The sequence below is a fragment of the Actinophytocola sp. genome (assembly GCF_050699935.1).
Lineage (GTDB): Bacteria > Actinomycetota > Actinomycetes > Mycobacteriales > Pseudonocardiaceae > Actinophytocola.
In genome coordinates this window covers 48,710-74,343 of record NZ_JBOHGB010000005.1, presented here as the reverse complement: position 1 = coordinate 74,343, position 25,634 = coordinate 48,710, and the positions used below count along the sequence as shown (strand labels likewise).

The following is a 25,634-nucleotide window of genomic DNA, read 5'->3' as shown; positions in this document are numbered from 1 at the left end:
CTGCGTAAGGCCACGCGTGCCTCCAAGGTCAAGTGGGGCGCGCCATCGCCGCCCACTCCTCCGCGGCGACGGCGATCTCCTTGTGGCACCGGGCCTTCAGGCGTGCCGCGCTGCGGGGCGCACCTTAACATCCGCGAAGTCCGGATCTTCGGTCTTGCGACGGCTGTTCGAGCGCCGGCGCGTAACCGGCGTATCTAGAGTGTCCGCATGGTCGAACGTGCTACCCGCCGACCGTCGCCGCGCTCGACGGCGCGCGTGGCGGCGACGGCGTTGCTGGTCGTTCTCGCGGGGTGCTCGGCCGAGTCAGGGGACGACGCGGACGCCGCGTGCTCGCCGCCGCGGCCCGCTCCCCCGGCGGAGACCGCGCTCATGCCGGACGGGCTGTCCTTCGACCGGATCGGCACGGTCACGCGCGTGGTGAGCACGGAAGGCCACATCACGGTGCGGGCGGTCGCGGCCAAGCCGCTCGACGAGGTCACGGTGCTGATCCAGGACGCGGTGACCGCCGCCGGCTACCGCCCGGCCGGCATGGACAACGAGGGCTTCGAGGCGGAGGTCTTCTTCACCTCCGGGTCGTACGCCGCGGGTCAGGCGATCGTGCGGCGGGCCGAGTGCGAGGACCGGTGGGACATCGACCTCGTCCTCATCGACCCCGACGTCGTGCCCGCACCGCCAGCCCTTCCCACCACGACAACGGAAACGCCGTGACCGAGCGCGGGACGGACAGCACCGGGCGGCGGAGCCGGTGGTGGGTCACGCCGGTGGTGCTGGCCGCGTCGCTGATCGTCGCGGCCGGGCTCGGCGTCGCGCGGCCGGGCGGTTTCGTGCTGCTGGGCCGGCTCGACCGGCCGTTCCTGTTCGGCACCATGGCATTGGGTCTGCTGGCACTGGCGTCCTGGCTGGCGGTCCGTCACCCGGTGTGGCGGCGGGTCCTCGCCGGTCTGCTGGTGGCGTTCGCCGTGGGCTGGGCCGCGCTCGGCGCGCTGGCCGCGTCGCTGCGTGACGACCTGCGGGAGATCTCCCGCCACCGCTCCCCCGACGCCGGCAGGGAACTGCTGCTCTACCGCGGCTCGAACGTCATCGACCCGACCTGGGAGCTGAGGCTGCGGTCGGGGAGTGGGTTGACCGCGCGCGAGTGGGACCTGGGTTGTGTCAACTCCGACCAGGACTCGCTGACGGACGTGGAGTGGACCGGCGCGGACGGGCTGCGCGTGCACCTGTCCCGACGCGGCCCGGTCGAGATCGTCCTGGACGGCTCGACCGGGCGTCCGGACGGCCGGATTTCGGTCGGCTGCTGACGACCGCGCCGGGCCATCGCGGCGGCCGCCGGTGCGGTCGTCAGTTCGGTCGTCAGTGTTACGCGGTCGTCAGTGTTGGGAGGCCGGCTCGGACAAGTGGTCGAGCCGCGGGTTGTCGGCCGTCGACCGCAGGGTGGAGCAGCCCGAGGTGGGCAGGTCGGTCGGCAGCGGAGGCGCCAGCCCGTCGTAGATCGCCAGCAGCATGTTCTGCGGGCACCGCAGCACTGCGGCGCCGTCGGTCTTGATCTGGAAGTGCAGGTGCGGTCCGGTCGAGTTGCCGGTGTTGCCGGTCGCGCCGAGGAGTTGTCCGGGTTGGACCGGCCCGGAGGAGATCGCGTGGCTGTCGAAGTGGCAGTAGGTGTACAGGGCCCCGTCGTCGGCCGACAGTTCGACGCCGTTGCCGCAGCCGCTGTCGGTGAACACCACCGCCTGCCCGGAGGTCACCGCGTAGGCGTCGGTGCCGGTGGGGACCGGAAGGTCGATCGACGGGTAGTCGTGATGGGGATCGTCGTACTCGTCGCGGGGCAGCGCGTCGTGCGGCAGGGGAAGGGCGTAGCTGGCCTGGGTCGCCTCGTGCCCCGCGGCGGCGTCGTGCTCGCCGGTCGCCGCGGCGGCCACCGGGACGGTGAGGACCGCCGATGCGATAGCGAGGCCGGTCACGATCTTGCCGCGGGCGGTCATGGGAACACTCCTCACCGTGCGCGCGCGTCAGTCGGTGATTATCTTCCCGATTACCCTTGCTCTAGGCAAGACTTCAACCATCGGTCGCCGTTGCCAGCTTCACGGACGGGCGGGGCCGAGCTCGGTCAGTTTCGTCACGATGTCGCGGACCAGGGAGCCCGGTGGGAACACGGCGGCGACACCGAGCTGTTCGAGTGCCGCGATGTCCGGTCGCGGGATGACCCCGCCGACCACCACCGCGGCGGTGCACTCCTGCCGTCGCATCTCCGCCATCACCGCGCGCAGGTAGGTCAGGTGCCCACCGGCCAGGCTGCTCACGCCGATCACGTCGGCGTCCTCCATCACGGCCGTCGACACCACGGCCCGTGGGCTCTGCCGCAGGCCGAGGACGATCACCTCGAAGCCGTGGTCGCGCAGACCTCGGGAGATCACGTGCATCCCCCGCTCGTGGGCATCCAGGCCCGCCTTGGTCAGGACCACCCTGATGGGTCGGGTCGCCTGACGGGTGCCGCTATGAGCCATGACGCCTTCCTCCGACGGCTGGGATCGTCCGGCGCCGCACGGACTCGGCGCGCAGCAGCTCCCAGTTGGACATCAGCTCGGCCGGAACCTCCGCCCGATCGAGCCACTGGGTGAGGATCCGCTTGTGGGTCGCGGCCGACTCGCCGGCCTGACGCAACCGGTCCAGGGTCTCCGCCAGCCACCCGTCGACCTCCTCGGCGGGACCGGCCCACGCGAGTACTCCCCGGCTCACGGCCGTGTCCACCGGCACGGTGAGTCCGAACAGGAACAGCTCCACCGCGGTGGTCCACCCGAACCGCCGGGCCACGAGGTCGATCCCGGCCGGCCGGTACACGGAGCCGAGCCGGTGCGACGGGACGGCGAACGTCACGTCGTCCCGGGCGATGCGCAGGTCGCAGGATGCGACGAGCTCGACGGCGGCACCCCAGCAGTAGCCGTGCAGCACCGCGACGGTCGGCACCGGGCACCCGGCGAGCGCGGCGCCCGCGGCCCCCAGCGGGTCACCCTCGTGTGCGCTGGTGCCCAGCTCGCGCAGGACGGTCAGGTCGAACCCGGCGGAGAACGCCCGCTCCCCCGCCGCTCGCAGGACCACCAGCCGGCAGTCGGCCACCCTCGGGTCATCCAGCACCGCCGCGAGCGTGCGGAGCATGTCCGGGGTGAGCGCGTTCAGCTTCGCCGGCCGGTTCAGGGTGATCTCGAGCCGGTCGTCGTCGAACGCGCACACCAGCGGCGGCGTGCCGGTGGCGTCCGTCATCGCGCGCCCGTGCCGGTCGGCACGGCGGAGTCGGCCAGGCCGAAGCAGTCGCGCAGCACGTCGCAGATCTCGCCGACGGTGGCGTAGGCGAGCGCGCAGTCGATCAGCTCGGGCATGACGTTGTGCCGCTCGTCCCGGGCGGCCTTCTCGAGCGCCCGCAGCGTGGCGGCCACCGCCGCGTCGTCGCGCTCGGCGCGCAGCTCCCGCAACGCGGCGCACTGGCGTTCCTCGGCGCTCGCCAGCTTCTCGCCCGGGTACTCGGGAGTCAGCTTCACCTCGACGTCGAGCTCGTCCTCGCCGGTGAACGCGTTCACCCCGACCCAGACGTCGTCGCCGACCTCCATCGCCCGCTGCTGGTCCCACGCGTTCGAGGCGATCCTGTCCCGGTAGTAGCCGGACTCCACCGCGGCGATCGCCCCGCCGCGCTGCTCCACCCGCTCCAGCGCGTCGAGGGTGTCCGCCTCGATCTCGTCGGTCAGCGCCTCGATCACGTACGAGCCGGCGAACGGGTCCAGGGTGGCGCCCAACTTGGCTTCGTGGAACAGGATCCGCTCCAGGTCGCGCCGAACCTGCTGAGCCTCGCGGCTGTGCCCGAGGCCGAGCGGCTCGTCGAACGGAAAGCTGCCGCTGAGCTGGCCACTGGCGGTGGCCTGGATGATCGCCTCCACGGTCTCCCGCACGATGTTGTTGATCGGCCGCGTGGTGGTCATCCGCAGGTAGGCGTTGCCCCAGGCGTGCTCCCCACCCCGAAGCAGGCATGCCCGGTCGGACTTGGCCCCGAACTCCTCGCGCATGATCCGCGCCCACATCCGCCTGGCCGCCCGCGGAGCCGCGATACCGCGCAGGAAGTCCAGTGTGGAGTCACCGAAGCCGCGGAAGGTGAACCGCCGGACGAAGTCGTCCGGGTCCAGCCCGACCGCGATCCCCTGGCGCACGTACTCCTTGGCGTTGGCGAAGGCGAAGGCGAACGAGTCCGGAGTGGACGCACCGGCGTAGCGCATGTGCTCGGCGCAGATGCTGATCGAGTTCGACCGCGGCATGTGCCGCGCCGTGAAGTCGATGACGTCCCGCGTCAGGCGCAGCGACTCGCGGACCGGGAAGATGTACAGGCCGCGCGCGACGAACTCCTTGAGGATGTCGTTCTGGGGCGTGCAACGCAGCGCGGCGAGCGGGACGTCGTGCTTTCGCGCCAGTGCGCAGTAGAACGCCACATACACGGCGGCCGGGGCGTTGATGGTCCAGTTGCTGGAGATCGTCGCGAGCTCGGGTGGATCGCCGAACGCGGCGTAGATGTTCTCGAAGTCGCGGAGGCTGTCGATCGCCACGCCGACCTGACCCACCTCACCGGCGGCCTCGTCACTGTCGGAGTCCCACCCCAGCTGGGTGGGCAGGTCGGAGGCGACGTTCGGACCGCCGACCCGCATCCCCGACCGGGCCGCCTCGAGGTAGTAGTCCCGGCAGTCCTCGGACGTGCCGTAGCCGGAGTAGCGGCCCGCCCTGGTGGCCGTCGCGCCGCCACCGCCGTGGAACGGCGTCGGGGTCGGGTAGAGCCACGAGGTGAACGGGTACTCGCCGGGCAGCCCGACGTCGCGCAGGTAGTCGTGCCCGTTCACGCGCAGCGGGGTGGCCGGCTCGGCGACCGCCCGGTTCGCCTCGCCTCCCAGCCGCTCCTGGGACTTCCGCAGGGTGTGGTCACGCCAGTGGGCGAGCCGTTCGGAGATCTCCGCACCGGCTGCCCGCGCATCCTCTCGCGAGGTCATGTGGGCTGCCTCCGTTGTCAGCCGGGCATTCCCTTGAGCCCGGTCAGTGTGCTGGCAATGATGTTGCGCTGGACCTCGTTGGTCCCCTCGACGATCTGGAACACCTTGGCGTCGCGGTAGCAGCGACTGACCCGAACCTCCTCGGCGACCCCGTGCGCCCCGTGGATCTGCACCGCGTCGGTCGCCACCCGCTGCGCCACGTCGCTGGCGTAACACTTGGCGATGCTCGCGGCGAGCCGGGCATCCGACCGTCCGGCGTCGATGGCTTCCGCGCACTCGCGAACCAGCAGCCGGGCCGCCCGGGTCTGCATCGCCATGTCGGCCAGCTTGGCACCAACCTGTTGGTACGACGCGATCCTGCGGCCGAACGTCGTGCGCTCCTTGGCCCACGCGATCGAGTCGTCCAGGCATGCCTGGGCGAGGCCGACGGCACGCGCGGCGACCGACAGCCGGCCGCGTTCCACCGCGATCATCGCCACCTGGAAGCCCTCCCCCTCCTGCCCGATCAACGCGTCCGGCGGGACCACGACGTCGTCGAAGGCCAGTTCGCCGGTGCAGATGGGCCGGAAGCCGAGCTTGTTGCGGAACGGGTTGCGGATCAGGCCCGGCGCGTCGGACGGGACGACGAACGCGCTCATCGCGGTGCGTCCCTCCTCCCCCTCCCGGACGGCGAACATCACGAAGAACGAGGCGATGTCCAGGTTGGAGATCCACGCCTTGCGGCCGTTGATGACGTAGCCGTCGGACACCTGGCGGTACCGGGTCCTGGTTCCGGCCACGTCGCTGCCCGACTGCGGCTCGGTGACCCCGGCGCCGCCGAAGGTCTGCCCCTTGGCCAGCGGCACGAGGTAGCGCTTCTTCTGCTCCTCGGTGCCGAACGCGAGGATCCCGGCGCCGACGAGCGCCGACGGCATGCTCATCAGCACCCCGAGGACGTGGTCGTACTTGGAGATCTCCTCGATCAGCGTGGCGTAGGTGAGGTGGTCCAGCGCGGTCCCGCCCCACTCGAGGGGCACGGTGCCACCGAAGAGATCCAAGCCGGCCATCTGGGTGAGCAGGTCGGGCGGGATCCGCTCCTCCGCGTCGTACCGGGCGACCCTGGGCTTGACCTCCCGCTCGGCGAACTGCCGGAGGCTCCGCACCAGATGGTCCCGCTCCTCGTTGTTCACCGCCATAGATATGCATACTATATGAATAGTAAGACTAAGTCCAGGTCCGACCGGGTGCGTGACCGGTCACGGAAGCCTCGTCCCGCCACGCGCCGGGGCCGCCGAACGAGACCGCGCGCAGCGACCGCAGCACGGTCGCGGTGTCGAGGTTCCCCGCCGCCCACGAGTGGATCGAGCCGAGCAGCCAGGGGCCCAGCGCCTCGGCTCCCGCGGCGCTGACGCAGCCGAGGAACTTGCCCTCCAGCTCCTCGGTGGCCAGCGGTTCGGCGGGATCCATCCCGCGCGGGCACGGCGCGTAGCCCTCCAGCTGTTCGCCGGACTCCAGCGTCACCGTGACCGAGGCGGAGAAGCAGTCCCGCCGTCCGGGTGGGACGAACTGCCTGGCCGGCTCCAGCTCGCCGACCGACGTCACGGCGAGCAGCCGGGACAGCCGCGGGTCGGCGATGCGGTCGGGCGCGAAGTCGAGCGGTCCGACCGCGCCGTCGGCACACGCCACCGCGACCACGTACTGCACGCTGAACCTCGCCTGGGTCGGGGTGGTCGGCCGCGGGCGGTCGATGTGTGGCAGCCGCCGCGGGTGGGTCCTGATCTCGATCGCCCGGATGGCGTCTGGGTCGAACGCCGGATGGGCGCGCAGCCGCAACGCGGCGTCGATCGGCGCGTGCGTGCTGCCGCAGCACGGGTACAGCTTGAAGACCAGGCCGGGCCGCAGCACCTCCCAGTCCATACCGAGCCGTGCCAGCGGTGACCAGTCCACGACAGGTTGTCCGTTGTAGACAGTCGGGAACGAGTGCACGCCGGTGAAGACTCCCGGGTTGGCACTCGCGGCCAGGCCCGCCAGCGACACGGCCTGCACCGCCTTGCTCGCCGCGAAACCCACTTGGACGGGCTTCATCGCGGTGCCGAAGTTGCCCTTGATGCCCGACGCGAACGACGCCGCGATCGCCAACGCGCGAACGGTCGTCACGACGTCCAGGCCCACCAGCCGGGCCACGGCGGCCGTGGCACCGAAGATGCCGAGCGTCGCGGTGGGATGCCACCCCTTCTCGTAGTGCGTGTGGTTGAGGCACCGGCCCAGCCCGCACATCGTCTCGACCCCGACCGCGTACGCCTCGAGCACCTCACGCGCGCCCCGGCCGAGCGACTCGGCGACGGCCACGACGGCCGGCAGGACGACCACGGTCGGATGCCCGCCGACCGAGTCGTGGTGGTCGTCGTAGTCGAGCACGTGCCCGAGCACGGAGTTGGCGTACGCGGCCGCCTCCGGCACGAGCGGCTCGGCGATGCCGAGCGCCGTCGCCGGCCCCCGCGCGTAGGTGCGCCAGACGTGGTTCAGCAGACCGCGAGCGTCCTCTTGGGACGCACCGGCGACCGCGACGCCGAACACGTCGAGGAAGGCCCGCACGCCCGCCTCGATCACCTCGTCGGGAAAGTCCGACCAGCCGACCGCGAAGTTCGCGATCGCCTCGAGCGGTTCCGGCCCGCCGGTCGCCGTCCCGGCCGGCGCCAACGCGTCCGCGCTGCTGCTCACGAGCTGCCTCCCTGGCTCACCGGCACACCTTCCGGGTGGCCGAGCGACTGACCCCGATCGTCTGCAGGAACGTGGAATGGACTCCCCCGCCACCCGCGACGACGAGTCGGATGTCCGCGGGCGTACGGCTCACCGGGATCATGCTGGCGTCGTCGGCCGAGGCGTCCGGCCAGGTCCTGGTCAGCCGGTAGCGCGCGGCGCTGGCGGAGAACTCGCCGTACGCCAGCTTGGACAGCTCCCACAGCGCCTCACGCACCCGCTGCTTGGTGTACCCGGCCGCGGCGAGCAGGGTGGCGTGCTCGGGGCAGAGCACCAGCCACGGCTCGCCGGCGAACAGGTAGTCGTTCCCGGTCGGGGATCTGATCGAGGACGCGAGCCCGGTGAGCAGCTCGACCGGGTCGGTCGTGGTCTCCAGCATGTTCTGGGTGCCACTCACCGGGACGACCGTCACCGTGCCGTCCGCGCGGTCGAACCCGCAGTCCACATGGTACGGATCCCAGGGGCTCGCTTCCTCGTTCTCGGCCAGGGCGAAGGACAGCTTGGCCGGCTGCCCCTGCGTCGCGGCGTCCAGGATCCCGGTGGCACCGCCGACGTTGCGCATGACCAGGCGCAGCGCGCGGCCGATCGCCGAGCCGCTGCCGGGCCCGCCGCCGAGGCAGTTGCCGGCCGAGCCGAGCCCCGCGGCGTCCCGGGCCGGGCCGTTGACCACCAGCATGGCGGTCGCCGGGTTGGTGGTGACCTGCACGGTGGTCAGGCCGAACCGCGGGTCGGCGATCGCCTCCACCGCGGCGACCAGCACCGGCATCGCGTCCGGCGGGCAACCGGCGAGCACGGCGTTCGCGGCGATCTTGAGCACGGTCGCCGCCCCGTTGCCCGGCCCGAGCACGGCGACGACGTGGTCCGGTGCCAGCCGGACCCGCTCCAGTGCACTGTGGACACGATCCTTGGTCGGCGGGACCACCGGCAGGCCGTCGGTCCAGCCCTGCTCCTGGGCGTGCGCCAGCCAGGCGTCCAGCTCCGCCGGAACCCGCAACACCCGGCTCATCGCGCCTTCTCCCGCGAGTCGAAGCCGGCGAACAGGTCGGCATGGTCCCGGAGCGTGTCCGACGCGATGCCGACCAGCCCGGATCGGCCGACCGTGCCGAACGGGTGCGGGAGGACGGCCACGGTGATCGGCGCGCCCGTCGAACCGTGTGCCAGCCGGGCCAGCTGAGCCTCGGTCATCGGCACGAACACCGTGCTGACGAACAGGATGACCGGAACCCCTTGGCCCGCCAGTGAGATCGCGTCGTGGACACTCCACGACGAGCACGAGCCTCAATCACCGGAGCCGGTGATCACGAGGGCGCACCTCTCGGCCAGCTCGCCCAGCCACTCCGCCGGAGCGGGATGCGACTGGCTCGCCTTGGTGCGGTAGACGAGCTCGCCGACGCGGTGGGTCCGGGACAGCGCCGTCCGCAGCTCGGTCATCAGGTTGTTGAAGTTGGGCTTGCCGTTGTCCAGGATCCCCAGCACGCCCGCCGGACGACGCGCCGGCAGGCGCCGTCCCGAGCCCGCCGCCGGGCCGGTCGGTTCGGCGCACGGGTCGTAGATCTCCAGCTCCTCGCCCCGTGTCGATTCGCGCGCAAGCTTGCCTGTGCTTGATGATTCGCTCGCAAGCTCGCGACCGACCGCGCCTCGCGGGCTCGGCCCGGCCGCTCGCGGTCGCCCTGTGCTTGATGATTCGCTCGCAAGCTCGCTCATGACTCGACCACCAGGAGGCACAGCGGCGCGTGCTGTTGGCAGCCGTGCAGGTCCGGATCGCCGAACCGGCCCTGCACCGCGGGGCGCGGGATGGTCGCCTTGACCGCGAGCGCGTTGGGGCACTCGTAGATCCGCACGTCCTCGGGGGCGCACCGGTAGATGTCCGCGATCCGCCGGCGGGTGAGGATCCCGGCCCGCCGGACCCGCTCGAAGTTCTCCTCGCTGTCGAACAGGATGTCGAACGTGAGCAGGAACGGGCCCGCGTTCTTGCTCCGAACCAGCGTGGCGAGCTCGCCGATGGTGTGCCGTGCCATCAGAGCGTCTCCCATACGGTCCGGGACACCTCGGCCGGCTCCCGCGGCACGAGCACGTGGTTGAGGGTGAACTCGTAGACCGGACCACGGTCGAGGTGGGCCGGGTTGTGCAGGAAGGCGAAGGTGCTCACGCCTCCGGACCACTCCGGGATCGGTCGGTGCAGCAGCGGCTGTCGCGCGAGGGCGGCCACCGTGCTGGCCAGGTGCTGGGTCGGCGCCAGAACCTCGACCACCACGCCGACCTCGCGTGGCACCTCGATGCCCGGTTCCCGCTCCCCCATCACCCCGTCGTGGCCGTACCGGTGGATCGCGAGCCGGTAGTCGTCCGGTCCGAGCGTGTCGCCGAGCACCTCGCCGACCCTGCGCGCCAGCTCGGCCCGCACCTGATCCAGCCAGCGATCCAGCCGGCGCAGCAGGTACGGGTCGTGGATGCCGCCGACGATCACGCTGGCGTAGCCCACCTTGCGCGCGCCCTCCAGCTTCACCGTGTACTCGGCCGCCGGCTCGAACGCGCTGCCGGTGATCCGCACGGTCCGGTCGTTCACCGCCTCGTAGGAGGCCCCGCTGACATCGCACGTGCCACCGCTCTCGACGAACCGGTACGGGTCCGCCGTCTCGTAGAGGCTGTGCGCGGCGACGCTCATCGGCGTGGCGCGCAGACCGGCGCCGACCGCGGTGATCAGCGCGCCCCGATCGTCGACGGCGGCCGCGAGCACACCACGCCCGGGCGTCTCGAACGCCATCGAGCCGCACTCGGCCACCTTGGCGGCGTGCCAGGCCGGCCCGGGCGCGCAGCCGTCGAGCAACGGGAGCGCGGCGAACAGGGCCGCGTCGCTGCACCGCCCGGCCACGATCAGCTCCGCCCCCTGCCGGAGTGCCTCCTGCAGCGGCTCCACGCCGATCATGGCCACGGTCCGCTCGTTGCGGTCGAATGTGGACCGGTCGACCGGCGGCGCGTTGTCCAACGGTCTGACCCGGCCGTCGGCGAGCATGGCCGTGAGGTAGTCGGGACGCTGCTCGGTGTAGATCGCCGCGACCCGCGGCCGGAACCCGCGCTGGGCCGCGATCTCCCGCACGATGTCCACCGTCCAGTCGACCTGCCCGTCACTGCCGGCGGTACCGGCCGAGCCGATCAGGACCGGTACGCCGAGCCGGCGCGCGCCGGTCAGGATGATGTCCAAATCAGACAGTACGGTGGGACGCGGGAACGCCGGCACCCCGGAGCCCAACGAGAAGGGGCCGGCGTCGGTGGTGCCGGCGTCGCAGGCGATGAAGTCCGGGTGGGTGGTGTCCAGCGCCTCGCAGAAGGCCTCCCGGTCCACCCCCGCGCCCAGCGCACCCTGTGCCGCGACATACCGGGTGGCCATCACGTGGTGGCCAGTTCGGCGACGAGCCGGCGGGTGACCGCGGCCGCGTCGGCCAGCGCGGCGACGACGCTCGTCCCCGCGCCGGACCGCACGTCGCCGATCGCGTACACCGTGTCGCCGGCGCGCAGCGAGAGGTCCACGTCGATGCGGCCGGTGGCGTCCAGCGGCAGGACGTCCGCGCACCACTCGGTGTTGGGCAACACCCCGTTGCAGACGAACAACCCCGCGATCGCCAGCTCCCTGGTCTGCCCGTCGCCGGCGACGGTGAGCGACTCGACCGCGGTGGCGCCGTGCAACGACTCCGCCGACCACCCGGTGAGCACCTCGATGCGTTCGTCGGCGGCCAGCTTCGCGCCCAGGCGGGGCGGGATCCGCGCCGCCCCGTCGGCGATCACGATGACCCCGCTGGCGAACTCCGCCAGCTCGATCGCCTCGTACGCCACGGCTTCCCCACCGCCCAGCACGGCGACGGGTCTGCCCGCGTACATCGGGCCGTCGCAGGCCGCGCAGTAGCAGACACCCCGGCCCTCCAGCCGTGCGCCGCCGTCGATGCCGAGTGGCCTCGGCCGGGTGCCGGTGGCGATCACCACCCGGTCGGCGGTGCGCGGGCCGAAGTCGGTGCCGACGACGACCTCGCCGTCGCGCAGCTCCAGGCTCGTGGCCTGCCCGTAGCCGACCTCCGCACCCGCGGCGCCGGCCCGGTCGATGAGCGCGGCGCCGAGCTCCGGCCCGGTGCCCGGCCCGAGCACGCCGAAGTCGTCGACGAACCTGCCGAGGTTGAGCAGCTGCCCTCCACCACCGAGCTGGTCGACGACCGCCACGCTCACGCTCGACTCGGCGAGCAGGGCGGCGGCGGTCAGGCCGCCCGGCCCGCCCCCGACGACCACCACGTCAGGCCGGCTCATGCTCGTCTCGTTCCCGCCGGGCGTCCGCCGCCGCTCCGCTGCGACTGCCCACCGCGTCGAACACGTCACCGCGGATCATGTTCCACAGGTCCTGCACCATGCCCTGGAACCCCGCGTCACGCTTGAGGTCGAGGCTGCGTGGCCGGGCATAGGGCACCCTGACGTCCGCGACGATCCGGCCGGGGTTGACGCCCATGACGATCACCCGGTCGCCCAGGAACAGCGCCTCGTCGATCTGGTGCGTCACGAACACGACGGTCTTCTGCTCGCCCTTGTTCCAGATCGCCAGCAGCTCCTCCTGCATGACCTCCCGGGTCTGTGCGTCCAGCGCGGCGAAGGGCTCGTCCATCAGCAGCACGTCGGGATCGGTGGCCAGCGCCCGGGCGAGGTTGACCCGCTGCCGCATCCCGCCGGACAGCTCCTTGGGCAACCGGTCCTCGTAGCCGGCCAGGCCGACCCGCGCGATCAGGTCGCGCACCGCCTCGGCGGAGATGTCCCTGCGCTGGATCTGACAGCCGAACCGCACGTTCTCCTCGACCGTCCGCCACGGCAGCAGGGTGTCCGACTGGAACACCATCGAGGTCCGCCCGCCCGGCTTCGTGCGCCGCACGCCGGACACGGTGATCGTCCCGGAGGTCGGCCTCAACAACCCGGAGATCGCCCGGAGCAGGGTCGTCTTCCCGCACCCGCTCGCGCCGATCAACGTGACGAACTCACCCGCCGCGACGGACAGGTCGACATCCTGGAGCACATCGAGCGGTGTGCTGCCCGGCCGGTCGAACCGGTGGTTCAGCCCGGCGATCTCGATGCCCTCGCCGGAGCTCGGAGCCGGCTCGCTGGCCTTGCGCACCGGTCGCCTCGTGCTTACTGGCGCCAACTCGACAACCTCCTCTCGAATATCCCCATGACGTTCACCGCGATCAGGGCCATCACCGCGAACACGACGATGGACGCGAAGATGCCGGCCGTGTCGAAGGCGTCGCGGGAGGCGAAGAGCCGGTACCCGAGCCCGGCGGTCGAGCCGAACAGCTCGCCGACCACGACGCCCGCCACCGCCCGCCCGACGCCGACGCGCAGGCCGACCGCGATGGTCGGGATCGCGTACGGCAGCCGAACCCACTTGAACTCCTGCCACGGGCTGCAACCGAACGACCGGGCCATCTCCAGGGAGGGCTTGTCGGTGTGCAGGAAGCCCTGCATGGTGTTCAGCAGGATCGTCCACATGGCCACGAACGTCACGAAGGCGAACTTCGACACCAGCCCGATGCCCAGCATCAGGATGAACAGCGGTGCCAGCGCCAGGACCGGGGTCGCGTTGAACACGTCCACCCAGAAGATCAGGATCGATCTGACCTTCGTGGACAGTCCCATCGCGGTGCCGATGCCGGTTCCGATGACGACCGCGCACAGGTAGCCGACGACGAGCTCGATCGCCGTGACCCGGATGTCGTTGACCAGGGCACCGCTGGCGAACAGCTCGTACATCCGAACCATGGCGTCGGAGAACGGGACGAAGAACGTCCGGTCGGTGACGACGTACTGGCCGACCAGCTCCCAGATCGCGAGCCCGGCGACCAGTGACACGACCGGCCGAACCCAACCCCGCAGTCTCCTGCCGACCCACGACGACGTGGCGGCGGGGGCCGGGCCGCCTGCCGTCGTCGGCCCGGCGATCGTCCGTGTCACCGCTTCCTCCCGGGGTTGCGGACGTTTCAGGACTTGTCCGACGTGCAGTCGGTGGACACCATCGCGCTCGGGTCCGGCGCGGTGGGAGCGCCGACGCCGGCGAGCAGGTCGTTGGTTCCCTTGAGTGTCTCAAGTGGATCGTTGATACCCATCATCGCGCCCTGATCCGTGTACAGGTCGTAGGTGCTCTTGGCGTCGCTCTCGCTGTTGTTCCCGGTCTCCACCAACGCGGCGATGGCCTTCTCCTTGTTCGCCGGGTCGGCGAGGAACTCCGAGATCTCCCGCAGCGCGTCGAAGTACCGGCCCAACGCCGAGCACGTGTTCTCGTCCTCGAGGGACTCGGCCTGCACGATGTCGGTGATCCCGTACCAGGGGGCGGACTTCACCGTGTAGTCGAGCACCTTCATTCCGCTCGCCTCGGCTTTGAAGTCCGCGGGTTGGGCGAGGACCGCGATGTCCACCGCTCCGGACTTCAGCGCCGCGAGCCTGGCCGCGGTACCGCCGGTGGTGACGAAGGAGTAGCGGTCCTCGGCGATGCCGGCGTTGTCCAGCAGGAGCCGGCTGAACGCGGCGATCGACGTGGTCGGGCTGGACACGCCCACCTTGAAGTTCTGCGGCAGGTCGTCGTAGCTCTCGACCCCGGACTTGCCGACGACCGAGAACACGATCGGCGCCTCGAAGTTGAGGATCCGCAGCTCGCTACCGCTGGACGCGGCGGCAAGGGCCGGGTCGGGCAGCGAGTTGGCCATGTCGGCGTCGCCGGAGAGCACCAGGTTCACCATGTCGGTCGAGGAACCGGTGCGCGGCACGACGGGCGTGACCTTCACCTTGTGCTTGTCGAAGACGCCGTACTGCTGGCCGACGAACACGTGCCAGTAGATGGCGAGATCACCGCCGATGGCGAGGCGTAGCTCCAACGTCTCGTCGCCGGCGGGTTCGGACGACGACCCGCCGGAGTCGCCGCCACACGCGGTGGCGAGCAGTGCTGTCGCCAGCGCCGCCGTGACCATCATGCGCCCCCGGAACCTACCCATCATTAGCACATCCTCCTCGACGGCTGACGGATCTTCCCGCTACACGGGCGCATCGGGTGGCGCCCCGCAGAAGTTGTGGCCAGTTGCTATGCCTGCCCAGACCGCCTCGTGCGCGGCGAGCGGCGCAATCCCTTCGTGCGGATATGCTAATAGTACATATATTTCAACCCGTGTCCAGAGCTGTCGTCATCGCGGTCCGGTCACGGCCACCTGACCGTCTACTGCGGACTATCCGGTGAGAACGACCGCGCGTCCCGGCCGACGTAGCGCTGCCTCGGCCGCACGAGCCCGTCCTCTCGCTCGCGCGACTCGCACCAGTGCGCGACCCAACCGGACACCCGTGCCGCGGCGAAGGCGACCGTGTACAGCTCCGGCGCGACGCCGAGCGCGAGGTAGCCGATGCCGAGGTAGAAGTCGAGGTTGGGAAACAGGTTCCGGGAGACGAAGTAGTCCTCCGACCGGGCCGCTCGCTCCACCTCGGTCGCGACCGCGTACAGCGCACGCGACTCGTCGGTGGCCGCCAACCGGTCCAGCAGCGCCCGAACCGCCGCCACCCGCGGGTCCGGTCGCTTGTAGACCCGGTGGCCGAATCCGTGCAGCCTGGCTCCCCCGGCGATCACCGAGTGGATGTATCCGGCGGCCCGGTCGGGTTCGTGGATCCGGCGGAACATGGCGACGGTCTCCGCGGCCGCGCCGCCGTGCCGGCTGCCGTCCATCGCCGCGCACGCCGCCGCCACGCACGAGTACGGGTCCGCGTGTGCCGAGCCGACCACCCGCATCGCCGTGGTGGAGCAGCTCTGCTCATGGTCGGCCTGCAGGATGAACAGCGTCTCGAGCGCCCGCGCGGCCACGGTGTCGGGCCGCCGGCCCGTGAGCTGGTACAGCATGCCGGCCGGCGGGGAGAGGTCGTCCACGGGCGGTCGCGGCGGCCGGCCGGACCGGGCCCGCTGGATGTCGGCCACCAGCGCCGGCAGCATGCCGACGATCCGGGCGGCGTGGCCGTGCCGTGACCGCGCGTCGTCGGTGTCGCGGGCGTCCGGGCGCAGCGCCGAGGTATAGCCCAGAGCGGAGATCAGCATGCCCATCGGGCGACCGTCGCGGCCGAACGTGCGCAGGTGCGGGTGGATCCCCGCGTCCAGCCGGGCACCGTCCAGCGTCCGCCGCCGCCACTGCGCCAACTGCCCGGCATCCGGCAACTCCCCGTGCAGCAGCAGGTAGGCGGTCTCCAGGTAGGTCGAGCTCTCGGCGAGCTCGTCGGCCGGGTACCCGCGGTAGTACAGCCTCCCGTGTTCGGCCGACGACCGGGTCACGCCGCTCGACCACCCGGACGTGTGCCGCAGGGCCGGGTCGTGGAGGGAGACGTCCGGGAGGACGCGGTGCCAGTCCGACACGTCGACCGTCCCGCCCGTGATCGGGACTCGTTCGGACCGACCGCTTCGGTCGTGCGTGATGGTGATCGTCTCGCTCATGGTGCTCCCGGCTGCGAACCGTTCAGATGACGCCGTCCTGGCTCAGCTCGCGGAGCTCGTCCGCGGACAGCCCCAGCTCCTCGGCGTAGAAGGCCTCGTTGTCCGCGGCCTTCGCCCTGGCCGCGAAGCGGACCGCACCCGGCGTCCGGGACAGCCGCGGCACCACGTTCTGCATCCGGACCGAACCGAGCTCCGGATCGTCGAGCTGGGCGATGTTCTCGCGTTCCCGGTAGTGCGGGTCGGCGAAGATGTCGGCGATGCTCAGCACTTCCACGATCGGGGCGTTGCCCTCGGTCGCGTCCGCGCACAGCTGGTCGCAGCCGATCGTCCCGATCGTCGCCGTCAGCTCGTGGTCGAGCTCGGCGGCGTGTGCCGCGCGGGCCGAGTTGGTGGCGAACCGTGGATCCTCGACGAGGTCCGGCCGGCCGATCGCCCGGCAGACGGCGGTGAACGTGCGCTGGGTGCTGCCCGACAGGAACACCAGCCGGTCGTCCTTCGTGCCGTAGGTGCCGGTCGGTGCGACCTGCGGGGTGGTCTCGGGTGCGCCGGCCACGATGCCGAGCTGGTCGTAGTCGATCGCGTGCGGGCCGAGCAGGGTGAACGGCGTCTCGTAGATGCCGAGGTCGATGACCTGCCCCAGACCGGACCGGTCCCGCTCGCGCAGCGCCACCACCGTGGCGAACGCACCGGCGAGCCCCGTCTGCGCGTCGGCGGCGCCGAACCCCGGGGTGTGCGGCCGGCCCTGTGCGGCACCCGCGGCGTAGGCCTGCCCGCTGAACGCGTTGGACAGCGAGCCGAACCCGCGCCGCCACGAGTTCGGGCCGTACTGGCCGAAACCGCTGATCCGCACCATGATCAGGTCCTCGCGGACCTCGACGAGATCGTCGTACCCGAGGCCCCAGCGCTCCATGGTGCCCGGCCGGAAGTTCTCCACGACGACGTCGAATCCGGCGACGAGCCGGCGCAGGAGCCGCTGGCCCTCCGGGTCGCGCAGGTGCAGCGTGATCGCGCGCTTGTTCCGGTTGACGACCTTGTAGAACAGGCCGACGCCGTTCTTGCTGTGGCCCCAGCGGCGCAGCTCGTCGCCGTTGTCCGGGTGCTCGACCTTGACGACGTCCGCTCCGAAGTCGGCGAGGAACATCCCCACCATCGGCCCCGCCCACAGGTTGGACACGTCCAGCACACGGACGCCCGACAGCGGAGCGGCCCGATCGTGACCGTCCATACCAGACTCCGTTCTCGTGCCGTGGTCGGATCTCAGGGGGCCTGGTGCACCGGCAGGTCACCCAGCCGGCGGCTCACCGGCGGTCCCTGCACGTGGTTCTGGACGTAGCCCTTGCTCTGGTTGCGTCCCCGGTCACCGGCCACCACGATGCCGATGTCCCGCCCCCCGTCGAGCAGGGCACGCAGTGGCCGGTCCGGATCGGCCGAGGCGCCGTAGTCAGCCGGCAACCGCCCCTCGGCCACCAGCCGGTCGATGCTGAAGTCGGTGATGCCGATCGCCCACGCGTAGCGTTCGAACGTCTTCGCCGGCAGCGTCACGGTCTCGGCGAAGTACTCCCGCAGGCGGTCCTTGTCGCAACCGGTGCCGCCGATGGCCTTCGCGATGCTGGGGCTGAGCACGAGCAGCGGGTGGAACCGGCCGAACCAGAAGCCGGTGCAGGCCCAGTAGGACCACATGCCCTGACCGATCACCTCGGCCAGCAGCGAGGCGTGCTCCTCCCAGCTCGCCCCCGCGCTGTAGGTCGGCATGCTGGCCGCGACCACGCTCTGCACGGTCACCACGCTCTCCCGCGGCCCGAATCCCCGCTCGACCGCGAAGCTGGGCCAGCCGACCTCCGCGGCGGCCGCCTCGTTCTCGGCCAGTGCCACGTTGAAGTTCTGCCCGAGCGTCGCCTTGTCCGTACTGCCCGGTGGAGTCCGCAGACCGGCGACATTGCGCATGTACAGCCGGATGAAGCGCCCGATCGAGGCGTTCGCCCGGTGCCCGGTGCGCAACACCCCGCCCGCACAGTTCAGCTCGATCTCGTCGATGACCGGACCGTTCACGATGATCATCGGTTCCCAGCCCGGGGTGCTGCCCGCGTCCTGGAGCCGGAACTCGTCGTCGACGATCGCGCTGACCACGGCGAGCAGGAGCGGCATGTACTCCGGCCGGCACCCGGCGAGCACCCCGTTCACGGCGACGCCGTGCACGGTGGCGATGTTGTTGGCCGGCTGGGCGACTCCCAGCGACACGTCCTCGGCCAGGTGTGAGTGGTCGAGGAAGGCCGCGACCCGGTCCTTCGTCGGCGGCACGATCGGCAGGCCGTCGGTCCACCCGTTGTCGTAGAAGTGGCGGTCGATCTCGGCCAGCGTGCCGGAGAACGTGCCGGTCCTCATGACACCTCCTCCGAGTCGGCCGTGAACGCTTCGATGATCTTCGGAACCAGTTGCTCGGACACCTTGGCGCGCAACGTCTCGCTGGTGTCCGTCATGATCACGCCCGGATACTCGACGAGCGGGAGCTCCCGGTCGATGAGCGCACGGGCTATCGCCCTACCCTGCTGGAGGAACGTCGTGGCCACGATCGACGCTGTCGGGATGCCGATGGCCTCGGCCGCCACACTGGCCCGCAACACGGCGGGCGTGCACGAGCCTCAAGCACCCACCCCGGCCACCACGGCCGTCACCTCGTGGTCCCGCAGCCGCTGGGGGATCTCCGCCAGCACCGCGACCTCGTCCGGACCGTGGATGTCGCCGAACTCGGTGAAGTCGACGAACCGGATGCCGGGATACCGCGCGGTGAGCTCCTCCTCGATGACGGCGAACATCTCGTCCCCGCGAAACACGTGGTCCCAGATCTGGCCGACGACCGCATGGTTCAGGTCGGTCGCGACGACCTGGGCGCCGACCACCCGCTCGGCCGGAACCGGACGGGGCTCGATGACCTCGTACACCGCTTCATCCATCAGTCAGTCCATTCCGCGAGCCCCGAACCCGCCGCCGGCTTTCAGGAAAGCTCCAACCAGTTGACCTGCCCCGAGTACAGCCTGCCGAAATGACCGCGCCAGAAGTCCCTGGCCTCCTCCAGATGAGCCCTCATCTCGGTCGTGGTGGCCTGCTCGTCCTTGCGCTCGAGCGCGTCGACGATGCGGGAATGCGCGTCGGCGACGGCGAGACACCGCTTCGGTGAGTAGGAGACCCCGACGGTGACCCCGTCGGACACGTCCTTCACCGAGTCCACAAAGGCCTGGAGAACCGGGTTCCGCGCGATCGCGGCGATCTTGCTGTGGAAGAACGCGTTCTCCCCCGTGAAGACGTCCACGTCCTCCGGATCAGCCTTCATCCGGTCGATCGACGTGCGCAGCAGCGCGAGGTCGGCCGTGGTGATGTGCTGCGCGGCGCCGCCCGCCAGGCTGGGCTCGATGCACAGGCGTGCCGCGATCAGGTCGCTCAGCGACGCGCCGGCGAAGGTCAGCCAAACCCCGAGCGGATCGGCGAGGTCCTTGGCCTTCGGCAGGCGCACCACCGGCCCGCCGTTCGCGCCCGGCCGGATCCGGATCACGCCGCGCGCCTCCAGCAGGCGCAGCGCCTCCCGGACCGTGGAGCGGCCGACCTTGAGCTCGGAGACCATCTGCTTCTCCGGCAGCAGCGGGTCGCCCTCGCCGAGACCTTTCGTCCGGATCTCGTCCAGCAGTTTCAGGGCGACCACCTCGGCCAGTTTCTTCGGCCGCTGGACCGCCCCCTCACCCGACCCCCGCGGCCTGATCACCGAGTTGGACATCGCCGGTCCACCAACCAATCCTGGGAAATTCCGGACATGATCCCGCTGCCGCACGTCGCGGATCACGACTGCAGAGCAGTGTATGCGGACGGTAACCGTACCTCTAGGAATATATTCAGCATATTCAGCCTGCCCCCGGGCCTACTCGTCCGCGGCCCTCGGGCGCCAGGACAGCCCGAACTCCTCGCGCAACCGGTCAGAGTCGCCACCCGGTCGCGGTGGGGCGCCGTAGGCCGGGGTGAACCCGGTCAGCCTGATCGGCGTGCCCACCAACTGGACCTGGCCGCCGGACCGGTGCGGGACGTCGACGATCATGTCCCGGGCACGCACCTGCCGCTCGTCCAGAGCCTCGGCAAGGTTGTTCACCGGTCCACACGGGATGCCCGCCTCCTGGAGCACGTCCACCCACTTCCTGGCCGGCGCGGTGGAGAAGTGCTCGGCGAGCAGCTGGGACAGCTCCTCGGTGTGGTCGATCCTCTCCGCCGCGCTGGCGAAGCGCGGGTCGGCCAGCCAGTCCTCGCGGCCGAGGGCGTGGCACAGCGTGGTCCACGGAGCCTGATCGATCACGGCCACCACGAAGTAGCGGCCGTCCTGGCCGGCGAACGCGCCGTAGGTCGGCGAGTGCCCGCCGGACCCCTGCGGCCCGGCGAGGAAACCACCGTTGAGATAGTAGGCGGCGAAGTACGGGATGAGCGCCATCTGGCCGTCGAGCAACGACATGTCGACGTACTGCGCGTCCGGGTAGCCGTCGGCTCGGCGCAGCAACGCGCTCACGATGGCGAGCGCGGTCCACATGCCACCGGCCAGGTCGGCGACCGGGATGCCCGCCCGCGCGGGGCGCTCGCCGGGGTAGCCGGTCATGCTCATCCCGCCGGACATCGCCTGGATGACCAGATCGACGCCCGGCCGCGCCTGGTCCGGGCCGGTGGATCCGAACGCCGACAGCGACGCGTAGACGAGCCGCTCGTTGTACTGGCGCAGTGTGTCGAAGTCGATCCGCAACCTGTCGACCACGCCTGGCCGGAAGTTGTTGAACACCACGTCGGCGCGCTCGACCAGCCGGTAGAAGTCGGCCAGCCCGACCTCGTCCTTCAGATCGAGGGTGAGGCTCTCCTTGGACCGGTTGACCGCGATGTAGTGCAGGTCGTCGCCGGCGTAGAGATGCCGGATGATCCCGCCCGGGTCGTAGCCACCCTTCGATCCCGGTGGCTCGACCTTGATGACCCGAGCACCCAGGTCGGCGAGGGTCATCGCGCAGAACGGCCCGGCCAGATGCCAGGACAGATCGACGACGGTGGTGCCGGCCAGCGGCGCGGCAGCAGGGTCGAGGGGCCCACCCGCCATGTTGTTCTCCTCCCGTACGAGGAAGGATACATAATATGCGTATGTTTAGGCGGGTGTCCATCTTCCCTTACTGAAAGCGCCCGACCGGACGCTGTGGGATCACGCTCAACGAATGTTCAGCGAGACGTCCTCGCCGGCCGGGTGCTCGCCGGACAGTCGCAGCAGGGCGTTCGCCGGTACCGACAGTGGCCGGGTCGTACGGGTGATCAGCAGGTCGGTGTCGACGATGCCGTCGTGCACGGTCGGGCCGAACGGGCTCCAGAACGCGCCGTCCACCGTGACCGTCAGCTCGGCCGGCACGTCGACCTGACGCGCCACCACGCCGAGGTCGTGGTCGACGGCCCTGCCCCGGCGCACGATCGGCCGCACGATGTGGTCCTCGTCCGGCACGCCCAGCTCGCGGTGCAGGGCGCACAGGCGGTCCAGCTCAGCGTCCTCGATGGACTCCACGGTGGTGGCGATCCGTACCCTGATCCCCCGGTCCACGAGCCTCGGCACGGCGTCGACGACCTTGCGGAAGTTCTCCGCGCCGCGCATCTCGTCGTTGTCGTCGGCGTCGGGGCGGTCCAGGGAGATCTGCATCGCGACGTCGCGCTCTCGCAACGGGGTCACCGCCTCGAGGAGCCGGCGGGTGAACAGCGTGCCGTTGGTGAGCACCAGCACCGGCAGCCGCCGCGACATCTCCGCGAGAGTCTCGGGCAGCCAGCGCAGCAGGAACGGTTCGCCACCGGTGACGCCGAGGTCGGTGAAGCCGAGCTCGGCCGCCTCGTCGGCGATCTCCAGCATCCGTTCGCGGCCGATCACGCGGTGCGGCGACTTCGGTGCCGACTCGGTGAGGCAGTACGTGCAGGCGAGGTTGCAGTGGTAGTCGGCGTACATCCACACCCTGCCCGGCAGGGTGCCGGCCGCCACGGCCTCCGCGATCGCTGTCATAGCAGGTCTTCCTCGGTGAGGCGGTGCACGGTGTCGGCCGAGGTGGGCAGCCGCAACGCGGTCGCGAACCGGTTCAGCATCATGGTCGCGCCGACGAGCATGGTCAGCTCGACCACCTCGTGGTCGTCCCGGTGCTCGTGCAACGCGGCGGTCGTGGTGTCGGCGACCGCGCCGCGCTCGCCCGCGACCGCGTCGACCCAGGCCAGCAACGCCGCCTCGCGCGGTTCGGGGAACGCCGAGCCGACCGGCGCCTCGCCGCGCAGGGCGAGGATCTCGTCGCGGGTGAGCCCGGCGTCCAGCGCCACCGCGGTGTGAGTTTGCACGCAGTAGCGGCACTCCAGCAACGCCGACGTTCGGACGATCACCAACTCCTTGGCACGCCAGGAGATCGCGGAGGGCCCGAGTGCGGCACCGATGAACGGGAGCGCGACCTCCAGCAACTCGGGCACCTGGGCGAGCGACGCTACGATCGGCCCGGGGTCACCGTTCGCATAGAACGGTCGGGCGAGCAGCGGCGCTTGCTCCGCGTCGATGAGACACACCGTCGACATGGGCCTCACCCTAGGGGCCACGACGGCGATCACGGAGGCGCCTACCGGGGACGTCATGACTTGGTAATGACCATATGGGTGCCACCTGGCCCGCGGGCTGTGATTGCATCCAGGAGCCGCCTCACGCCCATCACCGAAGGCGAAGACGAATGATACGTGCACTCGTCACACTGGTCCTGATACTCGCGGTTGCCTCGTGCGGGTCGACGGCGGCGGACGAACGCGAGACCCGCGACGGCGTACCGGCGACGCTGCGGGTCGGGCTGATCCCCAACATCGCTCCCGAGGAGCAGGAGGCCAAGTACCAGCCGTTCGCCGACTATCTGGCCGACGAGCTCGGCGTCGAGGTCGAGCTGTTCGTAGCCTCGGACTACGCGGGCGTGGTGGCGGCGCTGGTGGGTGGCCGGATCGACGTGGCCTACCTCGGCGGCCTCACCTACGTGCAGGCCGAGCAGCAGGTGGAGCTGACGCCGCTGGTCACCGAGATCGACCACGAGACCGGCACGACGAAGTACCTCTCGGCCATCGTGGCACGCGCCGACTCCGACATCGACGACATCGACGACGTCGTCGCCGAGGGCAGGACGTTCGCGTTCGGCGATGTCAGCTCCACCTCGGGCAGCCTGTACCCGCGGATCATGCTGACCGACGCCGGCGCGCGCTGCGACGCCCGGCGGGTCGAGCAGTGCCCGCCGCTGGAGCGGGTCGACTTCACCGGCGGCCACGACGCCACCGCGCTGGCGGTGCTCGGTGGGAAGGTGGACGCGGGCGGTGTGGAGCTGCGGATCCTGCACCGGTTGGAGAACGAGGGCACGGTCACCAAGGGCGCGCTCCGGGTGGTCGAAGAGCGCGAGGTGCCGGGCTACCCGTGGGTCATGCGCACCGAGCTCGGGGACCGGGCCGCCCAGCGGATCAGCGAGGCGTTCACCGCGATCGACGACCCGAAGCTGCTCGACCTGATGCGGGCGCGCAGCTATGCGAAGGTGACTGCCGCGGACTACGAGGAGATCCGTACTCGCGGCACCGGGCTGGGGCTGGTGGAGGTGGGGTAAACGATCGGTGTCTCGATGGCAGTCTCCGTGGCAGTCTCCGTACGGGATCTCACGGTCGAGTTCGCCGACCGCGGCCTGGTCGCGCTCGACGGCGTGAGCTTCGAGATCGAGGCGGGCGAGCGCGTCGCCCTGCTCGGTCCGTCCGGTGCGGGCAAGTCCACATTGCTGCGTGCGCTGCTCGGCGCGGTGCCCGCCGCGGGTGAGGTGCGCGTGGGCGGGCATGACCCGTACGGCCGATCGGTGCGAAAGGTGCGGCGCGACACCGGCTTTCTGCGGCAGGGCGACGACCTCATCCTCGGCGTGTCCGCGCGGCTCAACGCCCTGATGGGCACGGTGGCCGGATGGCGGCTGCGGGGCTGGGGCGCCGTGCTGACGGGTCGGGTGCCGGCCGGCTACGCGGACCGGTTGGCCGAGCTGGCCTCGCGGCACGGGGTCGGCGACTGTCTTGCCGCGCGGGCGAGCCAGCTCTCCGGCGGACAGCGGCAGCGGATCGCGCTGATCCGCGCGTTGCTGCCGTCGCCGGGGCTGCTGCTCGCCGACGAGCCGACGACCGGGCTGGACCCGGTGACGGCAGCGGCGGCCGTGGACGCCCTGCACGACGCCGGCGCCACGGTGATCGCCGCGACGCACGACCTCGCCGTGGCCGCGACGTTCCCGCGGATCGTCGCGCTGCGTGCCGGGCGGATCGTCTATGACGGCCCGGCGATCGACGAACCGACCACGGCGCGGATCTACCAGCAGGACGGCTACCAACAGGACACGGTCGGATGAGCGCGCCAGCACCGCACCGCGAGGCACCGCCGGTTCCGGGTCCGGGCGCCCGCCCGGTGCGCTGGGGTGTCGCCATCGCGACCGTCGCCGTCCTGGTGTGGGCCGTGCAGGGCACGGGGATCAGCGTCGGGGAGCTCGTGTCGGGTGGCGCCGGGGCACGCGACTTGCTCGGCGGGTTTCTCTCCCCCGACCTGTCCGGCGAGTTCCTGGCCACCGTCGGCGGCGCGATCGTGCAGACCACGCAGATCTCGCTGGCCGGCCTGCTGCTGGCCGCCGTCGTGGGCCTGCCCTTCGCGGTACTGCTGGCCCGTAACGTCGACGCTCCGGTTCCGGTGCGGGGGCTGGTGCGGGTGACCGCGGCGGCCCTGCGCGGTGTGCCGGACCTGTTGTGGGCGCTGGTGTTCGTGGCGATGATCGGTCCCGGGCCCGCCGCCGGCACGCTCGCGGTTGCCGTGCACGGCGCCGGCATGCTGGCGAAGCTGGGCGCCGAACAACTGGAGGCGGTCAAGCCGGGCCCGATCGAGGCGCTGCGGCTCACCGGCGCGAACCGCACGTCCGTCGCGCTGCTCGGGGTGGTGCCCGAGGCACGGGCCAACGTCGCGTCGGTGCTGCTGTACCAGTGGGAGTGCAACGTGCGCACGTCGACCGTGCTCGGCTTCGTCGGGGCCGGCGGAGTCGGGCAGGAGCTCGCCGTGTCACTCAAGCTGTTCCGCTACGAAGAACTGTCCACTTTGGTGCTCGCGGTGCTCGCGCTCATCCTCGCCGTGGACCTGCTGTCCCGCCTGATCCGCCGCCGGCTCGGCGCAGTGTCATGACCCGAACTGTCCTGACACCCCTTGTGTCAACCCCAAGATCGAATCAGGCCGAGGCCTTCGCAACCGCACCTCAGGGGACCGTGACGCAAACCAGCCACAAGTACGCGCCCAACAGAACCCTCCGTCCCCCAACGCAACCAACACATCGAATTCCGGGGAGGCGGAGCAG

General features: G+C 71.0%; 27 protein-coding genes and 1 pseudogene. 5 read left to right on the top strand and 23 right to left on the bottom strand.

Annotated features, from left to right (window positions below; all coding sequences use genetic code 11):
- Positions 1 to 207 precede the first annotated feature (207 nt).
- Positions 208 to 708 (top strand): hypothetical protein, encoded by a 501-nt coding sequence (locus tag ACRDTB_RS03680; protein WP_431428475.1) that lies wholly within the window; start codon positions 208 to 210, stop codon positions 706 to 708.
- Positions 705 to 1,298: a hypothetical protein gene (locus ACRDTB_RS03675; RefSeq protein WP_431428474.1), complete on the top strand. Its 594-nt coding sequence runs from the start codon at positions 705 to 707 to the stop codon at positions 1,296 to 1,298. The genes ACRDTB_RS03680 and ACRDTB_RS03675 overlap by 4 nt, the downstream gene beginning before the upstream one ends.
- Positions 1,299 to 1,367: 69 nt before the next feature.
- Here ACRDTB_RS03675 and ACRDTB_RS03670 read toward each other — a convergent pair whose 3' ends face one another.
- From ACRDTB_RS03670 to ACRDTB_RS03560, 23 genes and pseudogenes are all read right to left on the bottom strand, one after another.
- Positions 1,368 to 1,979 (bottom strand): M23 family metallopeptidase, encoded by a 612-nt coding sequence (locus ACRDTB_RS03670; RefSeq protein WP_431428473.1) that lies wholly within the window; start codon positions 1,977 to 1,979, stop codon positions 1,368 to 1,370.
- A 99-nt stretch (positions 1,980 to 2,078) separates the two neighbouring features.
- On the bottom strand, positions 2,079 to 2,501 hold the full coding sequence (locus tag ACRDTB_RS03665) for a cobalamin B12-binding domain-containing protein (protein ID WP_431428472.1): 423 nt from the start codon (positions 2,499 to 2,501) through the stop codon (positions 2,079 to 2,081).
- Positions 2,491 to 3,255 carry an enoyl-CoA hydratase/isomerase family protein gene (locus ACRDTB_RS03660; RefSeq protein ID WP_431428471.1) on the bottom strand — a complete coding sequence of 255 codons (765 nt, stop codon included), beginning with the start codon at positions 3,253 to 3,255 and terminating at the stop codon, positions 2,491 to 2,493. The genes ACRDTB_RS03665 and ACRDTB_RS03660 overlap by 11 nt, the downstream gene beginning before the upstream one ends.
- The gene (locus ACRDTB_RS03655; RefSeq protein ID WP_431428469.1) at positions 3,252 to 5,015 is read right to left on the bottom strand and encodes a methylmalonyl-CoA mutase family protein; all 1,764 of its coding nucleotides are present in this window, start codon (positions 5,013 to 5,015) and stop codon (positions 3,252 to 3,254) included. Before ACRDTB_RS03655 ends, ACRDTB_RS03660 begins: the two co-directional genes overlap by 4 nt.
- 17 nt (positions 5,016 to 5,032) lie before the next feature.
- Positions 5,033 to 6,190 (bottom strand): acyl-CoA dehydrogenase family protein, encoded by a 1,158-nt coding sequence (locus ACRDTB_RS03650; RefSeq protein ID WP_431428468.1) that lies wholly within the window; start codon positions 6,188 to 6,190, stop codon positions 5,033 to 5,035.
- Between the two features lie 28 nt (positions 6,191 to 6,218).
- Positions 6,219 to 7,715: an MmgE/PrpD family protein gene (locus ACRDTB_RS03645; RefSeq protein WP_431428467.1), complete on the bottom strand. Its 1,497-nt coding sequence runs from the start codon at positions 7,713 to 7,715 to the stop codon at positions 6,219 to 6,221.
- A gap of 16 nt (positions 7,716 to 7,731) precedes the next feature.
- The gene (locus tag ACRDTB_RS03640; RefSeq protein ID WP_431428466.1) at positions 7,732 to 8,760 is read right to left on the bottom strand and encodes a hypothetical protein; all 1,029 of its coding nucleotides are present in this window, start codon (positions 8,758 to 8,760) and stop codon (positions 7,732 to 7,734) included.
- The gene (locus ACRDTB_RS03635) at positions 8,757 to 9,458 is read right to left on the bottom strand and encodes a UGSC family (seleno)protein (RefSeq protein ID WP_431428465.1); all 702 of its coding nucleotides are present in this window, start codon (positions 9,456 to 9,458) and stop codon (positions 8,757 to 8,759) included. The genes ACRDTB_RS03640 and ACRDTB_RS03635 overlap by 4 nt, the downstream gene beginning before the upstream one ends.
- Positions 9,455 to 9,772 carry a DUF4387 domain-containing protein gene (locus tag ACRDTB_RS03630; protein ID WP_431428463.1) on the bottom strand — a complete coding sequence of 106 codons (318 nt, stop codon included), beginning with the start codon at positions 9,770 to 9,772 and terminating at the stop codon, positions 9,455 to 9,457. Before ACRDTB_RS03630 ends, ACRDTB_RS03635 begins: the two co-directional genes overlap by 4 nt.
- On the bottom strand, positions 9,772 to 11,139 hold the full coding sequence (locus tag ACRDTB_RS03625) for an acyclic terpene utilization AtuA family protein (protein ID WP_431428462.1): 1,368 nt from the start codon (positions 11,137 to 11,139) through the stop codon (positions 9,772 to 9,774). The genes ACRDTB_RS03630 and ACRDTB_RS03625 overlap by 1 nt, the downstream gene beginning before the upstream one ends.
- On the bottom strand, positions 11,139 to 12,044 hold the full coding sequence (locus tag ACRDTB_RS03620) for an NAD(P)/FAD-dependent oxidoreductase (protein ID WP_431428461.1): 906 nt from the start codon (positions 12,042 to 12,044) through the stop codon (positions 11,139 to 11,141). The genes ACRDTB_RS03625 and ACRDTB_RS03620 overlap by 1 nt, the downstream gene beginning before the upstream one ends.
- Positions 12,031 to 12,894: an ABC transporter ATP-binding protein gene (locus ACRDTB_RS03615; RefSeq protein WP_431428460.1), complete on the bottom strand. Its 864-nt coding sequence runs from the start codon at positions 12,892 to 12,894 to the stop codon at positions 12,031 to 12,033. Before ACRDTB_RS03615 ends, ACRDTB_RS03620 begins: the two co-directional genes overlap by 14 nt.
- Positions 12,895 to 12,908: 14 nt before the next feature.
- Entirely contained in the window at positions 12,909 to 13,730 is an 822-nt protein-coding gene (locus tag ACRDTB_RS03610; RefSeq protein ID WP_431428459.1) for an ABC transporter permease, read from the bottom strand.
- Between the two features lie 26 nt (positions 13,731 to 13,756).
- Positions 13,757 to 14,767, bottom strand: a complete 1,011-nt coding sequence (locus ACRDTB_RS03605; RefSeq protein ID WP_431428458.1) for an ABC transporter substrate-binding protein — start codon at positions 14,765 to 14,767, stop codon at positions 13,757 to 13,759.
- A gap of 215 nt (positions 14,768 to 14,982) precedes the next feature.
- The gene (locus tag ACRDTB_RS03600) at positions 14,983 to 16,233 is read right to left on the bottom strand and encodes a citrate/2-methylcitrate synthase (RefSeq protein WP_431428457.1); all 1,251 of its coding nucleotides are present in this window, start codon (positions 16,231 to 16,233) and stop codon (positions 14,983 to 14,985) included.
- A gap of 22 nt (positions 16,234 to 16,255) precedes the next feature.
- The gene (locus ACRDTB_RS03595) at positions 16,256 to 17,458 is read right to left on the bottom strand and encodes a CaiB/BaiF CoA transferase family protein (protein WP_431428456.1); all 1,203 of its coding nucleotides are present in this window, start codon (positions 17,456 to 17,458) and stop codon (positions 16,256 to 16,258) included.
- 32 nt (positions 17,459 to 17,490) lie between these two features.
- On the bottom strand, positions 17,491 to 18,615 hold the full coding sequence (locus ACRDTB_RS03590; RefSeq protein WP_431428455.1) for a hypothetical protein: 1,125 nt from the start codon (positions 18,613 to 18,615) through the stop codon (positions 17,491 to 17,493).
- A pseudogene (locus ACRDTB_RS03585) lies at positions 18,612 to 18,860 on the bottom strand (UGSC family (seleno)protein); the annotation flags it as partial. The gene ACRDTB_RS03590 and the pseudogene ACRDTB_RS03585, both read right to left, overlap by 4 nt.
- 12 nt (positions 18,861 to 18,872) lie before the next feature.
- Positions 18,873 to 19,184 carry a hypothetical protein gene (locus ACRDTB_RS03580; protein ID WP_431428454.1) on the bottom strand — a complete coding sequence of 104 codons (312 nt, stop codon included), beginning with the start codon at positions 19,182 to 19,184 and terminating at the stop codon, positions 18,873 to 18,875.
- Positions 19,185 to 19,225: 41 nt separating this feature from the next.
- Entirely contained in the window at positions 19,226 to 19,999 is a 774-nt protein-coding gene (locus tag ACRDTB_RS03575; RefSeq protein ID WP_431428453.1) for a FadR/GntR family transcriptional regulator, read from the bottom strand.
- A 141-nt stretch (positions 20,000 to 20,140) separates the two neighbouring features.
- Positions 20,141 to 21,343, bottom strand: coding sequence for a CaiB/BaiF CoA transferase family protein (locus ACRDTB_RS03570; RefSeq protein WP_431428452.1), 1,203 nt, complete (start codon positions 21,341 to 21,343; stop codon positions 20,141 to 20,143).
- Between the two features lie 105 nt (positions 21,344 to 21,448).
- Complete coding sequence (locus tag ACRDTB_RS03565) at positions 21,449 to 22,276, bottom strand: radical SAM protein (RefSeq protein WP_431428451.1); 828 nt, start codon at positions 22,274 to 22,276, stop codon at positions 21,449 to 21,451.
- A complete protein-coding gene (locus ACRDTB_RS03560; RefSeq protein ID WP_431428450.1) occupies positions 22,273 to 22,827 on the bottom strand; it encodes a carboxymuconolactone decarboxylase family protein in 555 nt (184 codons plus the stop codon). Before ACRDTB_RS03560 ends, ACRDTB_RS03565 begins: the two co-directional genes overlap by 4 nt.
- A 149-nt stretch (positions 22,828 to 22,976) precedes the next feature.
- On the opposite strand from ACRDTB_RS03560, the gene phnD reads away from it, so the two are divergent.
- From phnD to phnE, 3 genes are read left to right on the top strand one after another with little or no spacing between them, the layout of a single operon-like run.
- On the top strand, positions 22,977 to 23,879 hold the full coding sequence (phnD, locus tag ACRDTB_RS03555) for a phosphate/phosphite/phosphonate ABC transporter substrate-binding protein (RefSeq protein ID WP_431428449.1): 903 nt from the start codon (positions 22,977 to 22,979) through the stop codon (positions 23,877 to 23,879).
- Positions 23,880 to 23,894: 15 nt separating this feature from the next.
- Entirely contained in the window at positions 23,895 to 24,650 is a 756-nt protein-coding gene (locus tag ACRDTB_RS03550) for an ATP-binding cassette domain-containing protein (RefSeq protein ID WP_431428448.1), read from the top strand.
- Positions 24,647 to 25,465: a phosphonate ABC transporter, permease protein PhnE gene (gene phnE, locus ACRDTB_RS03545; protein WP_431428447.1), complete on the top strand. Its 819-nt coding sequence runs from the start codon at positions 24,647 to 24,649 to the stop codon at positions 25,463 to 25,465. The genes ACRDTB_RS03550 and phnE overlap by 4 nt, the downstream gene beginning before the upstream one ends.
- Positions 25,466 to 25,634: the final 169 nt, after the last annotated feature.

Bases quoted from the DNA above. Each gene is read 5' to 3' on its own strand.
- ACRDTB_RS03680 (WP_431428475.1), top strand. From the start codon at position 208: ATGGTCGAACGTGCTACCCGCCGACCGTCGCCGCGCTCGACGGCGCGC.
- ACRDTB_RS03670 (WP_431428473.1), bottom strand. From the start codon at position 1,979: ATGACCGCCCGCGGCAAGATCGTGACCGGCCTCGCTATCGCATCGGCG.
- ACRDTB_RS03665 (WP_431428472.1), bottom strand. From the start codon at position 2,501: ATGGCTCATAGCGGCACCCGTCAGGCGACCCGACCCATCAGGGTGGTC.
- ACRDTB_RS03660 (WP_431428471.1), bottom strand. From the start codon at position 3,255: ATGACGGACGCCACCGGCACGCCGCCGCTGGTGTGCGCGTTCGACGAC.
- ACRDTB_RS03655 (WP_431428469.1), bottom strand. From the start codon at position 5,015: ATGACCTCGCGAGAGGATGCGCGGGCAGCCGGTGCGGAGATCTCCGAA.
- ACRDTB_RS03650 (WP_431428468.1), bottom strand. From the start codon at position 6,190: ATGGCGGTGAACAACGAGGAGCGGGACCATCTGGTGCGGAGCCTCCGG.
- ACRDTB_RS03640 (WP_431428466.1), bottom strand. From the start codon at position 8,760: ATGAGCCGGGTGTTGCGGGTTCCGGCGGAGCTGGACGCCTGGCTGGCG.
- ACRDTB_RS03630 (WP_431428463.1), bottom strand. From the start codon at position 9,772: ATGGCACGGCACACCATCGGCGAGCTCGCCACGCTGGTTCGGAGCAAG.
- ACRDTB_RS03625 (WP_431428462.1), bottom strand. From the start codon at position 11,139: ATGGCCACCCGGTATGTCGCGGCACAGGGTGCGCTGGGCGCGGGGGTG.
- ACRDTB_RS03620 (WP_431428461.1), bottom strand. From the start codon at position 12,044: ATGAGCCGGCCTGACGTGGTGGTCGTCGGGGGCGGGCCGGGCGGCCTG.
- ACRDTB_RS03605 (WP_431428458.1), bottom strand. From the start codon at position 14,767: ATGATGGGTAGGTTCCGGGGGCGCATGATGGTCACGGCGGCGCTGGCG.
- ACRDTB_RS03600 (WP_431428457.1), bottom strand. From the start codon at position 16,233: ATGAGCGAGACGATCACCATCACGCACGACCGAAGCGGTCGGTCCGAA.
- ACRDTB_RS03595 (WP_431428456.1), bottom strand. From the start codon at position 17,458: ATGGACGGTCACGATCGGGCCGCTCCGCTGTCGGGCGTCCGTGTGCTG.
- ACRDTB_RS03590 (WP_431428455.1), bottom strand. From the start codon at position 18,615: ATGAGGACCGGCACGTTCTCCGGCACGCTGGCCGAGATCGACCGCCAC.
- ACRDTB_RS03580 (WP_431428454.1), bottom strand. From the start codon at position 19,184: ATGGATGAAGCGGTGTACGAGGTCATCGAGCCCCGTCCGGTTCCGGCC.
- ACRDTB_RS03575 (WP_431428453.1), bottom strand. From the start codon at position 19,999: ATGTCCAACTCGGTGATCAGGCCGCGGGGGTCGGGTGAGGGGGCGGTC.
- ACRDTB_RS03570 (WP_431428452.1), bottom strand. From the start codon at position 21,343: ATGGCGGGTGGGCCCCTCGACCCTGCTGCCGCGCCGCTGGCCGGCACC.
- ACRDTB_RS03565 (WP_431428451.1), bottom strand. From the start codon at position 22,276: ATGACAGCGATCGCGGAGGCCGTGGCGGCCGGCACCCTGCCGGGCAGG.
- ACRDTB_RS03560 (WP_431428450.1), bottom strand. From the start codon at position 22,827: ATGTCGACGGTGTGTCTCATCGACGCGGAGCAAGCGCCGCTGCTCGCC.
- phnD (WP_431428449.1), top strand. From the start codon at position 22,977: ATGATACGTGCACTCGTCACACTGGTCCTGATACTCGCGGTTGCCTCG.
- ACRDTB_RS03550 (WP_431428448.1), top strand. From the start codon at position 23,895: ATGGCAGTCTCCGTGGCAGTCTCCGTACGGGATCTCACGGTCGAGTTC.
- phnE (WP_431428447.1), top strand. From the start codon at position 24,647: ATGAGCGCGCCAGCACCGCACCGCGAGGCACCGCCGGTTCCGGGTCCG.